A 1,823-nucleotide genomic window follows, 5' to 3' on the forward strand; every position below is an offset into this window, starting at 1 on the left:
CAGGAAGGAGCCATAGGGCTTGTTCGGGTCGGACAGACCGGAGCGCGAGCGGCGGATAGCATCGGCAACGGCCGTCGCGGCTTCATCCTGCCCCACCACGCGCTGATGCAGCACGTCTTCCATATGCAGCAGCTTATCGCGCTCACCGGTCAGCATCTTGGACACAGGGATACCGGTCATGCGGCTGATCACCTCGGCGATTTCATCGGTGCCCACTTCGGTGCGCAGCAGGCGATGTCCTTCAACCGCCATATCGCTTGTCTCTTCCGCGACCTTAAGCTGCGCCTCCAGCTGAGGCAGACGCCCGTATTGCAGCTCGGCCAGCTTCTGCCAGTCGCCCTTGCGCTTCAGCTCTTCCATCTCGTTTTTGAGTTTGTCGATTTCTTCCTTGATGCTCTGGCTGCCCTGCTGCGAGGCTTTCTCTGCCTTCCAGATCTCCTCCAGATCGGAATAATCCTTGGACAGGCGCGCAATCTCCTCTTCAATCAGCGCCAGACGGCGCTGCGAAGCCTCATCGCTCTCGCGCTTGACCGCCTCGCGCTCGATCTTAAGCTGGATCAGGCGTCTATCCATCTTGTCCATTTCTTCCGGTTTGGAGTCCAGCTCCATCTTGATCCGGCTGGCCGCCTCGTCAATCAGGTCGATCGCCTTGTCCGGCAAGAAGCGGTCAGTGAGATAGCGGTGCGACAACTCCGCCGCCGCCACAATGGCCGGATCGGTAATATCGACCCCGTGGTGGATTTCGTATTTCTCTTTCAAGCCGCGCAAGATGGCGATGGTGTCTTCCACGCTAGGCTCGTCCACCAGCACCTTCTGGAAACGGCGCTCCAGTGCGGCATCTTTCTCTATGTATTTGCGGTATTCGTCCAGCGTAGTCGCGCCCATGCAGTGCAGCTCGCCACGCGCCAGCGCGGGCTTGAGCATATTGCCGGCATCCATCGCGCCCTCGGCCTTGCCCGCGCCGACCAGCGTGTGGATCTCGTCGATAAAGACAATGGTGTTGCCTTCATCTTTGGCCAGATCGGTCAGCACCGCTTTTAGCCGCTCTTCAAATTCGCCGCGGAACTTGGCACCGGCGAGCAGACTGGCCAGATCCAGCACCAAAAGTTTCTTGCCGCGCAGGCTGTCCGGCACCTCGCCATTGACGATACGCTGCGCCAGACCTTCCACAATGGCGGTCTTGCCCACCCCCGGTTCACCGATCAGCACCGGATTATTCTTGGTCCGGCGCAGCAAGACCTGAATCGCACGGCGGATTTCGTCATCACGGCCGATAACCGGGTCCAGCTTGCCGGCGCGCGCACGCTCGGTCAGATCCAGCGTGTATTTCTTCAGCGCCTCGCGCTGCCCTTCCGCCTCCTGGCTTGCCACATTCTCGCCACCGCGCAGCGCCGAAATCGCCGCATTCACCGCCGCCGGCGTCGCACCATATTGCTTGAGCAGCTTGCCGGTTTCACCCTTGTCTTCCAGCAGCGCCAGCAAGAACATCTCGCTGGCAATATATTCGTCACCACGCTGCATCGCGGCCTTGTCGGTCAGGTTGAGCAGCTTGTTCAGGTCGCGCGATACCGTAATCTCGCCATCGCTGCCTTGCACCTTGGGCAGCCGCTCCAGCGCCTGCTGCAAGCCTGTCTTCAGCCCCATTGCATTCACGCCGGCGCGTGAAAGCAAGCCGGACATGCCGCCATCACTATCCTCCAGCATGGCCAGCAACAGATGTTGCGGCTCGATATACGCATTGTCGCCCGCCAGCGCCAGACTTTGCGCATCGGCCAGCGATTGCTGGAACTTGGTCGTCAGTTTGTCAAATCGCATCATGCTCT

The 1,823-nt window shown here is 60.2% G+C and carries 1 protein-coding gene; it reads right to left on the reverse strand.

Annotated features, from left to right (window positions below):
• Nucleotides 1-1,815, reverse strand: a 1,815-nt coding sequence (locus EGI20_RS18040) for a Clp protease N-terminal domain-containing protein (RefSeq protein WP_498633078.1), incomplete at its 3' end; no start/stop codon positions are given.
• Nucleotides 1,816-1,823: the final 8 nt, after the last annotated feature.

Source organism: Aquitalea sp. S1-19 (genome assembly GCF_024343515.1).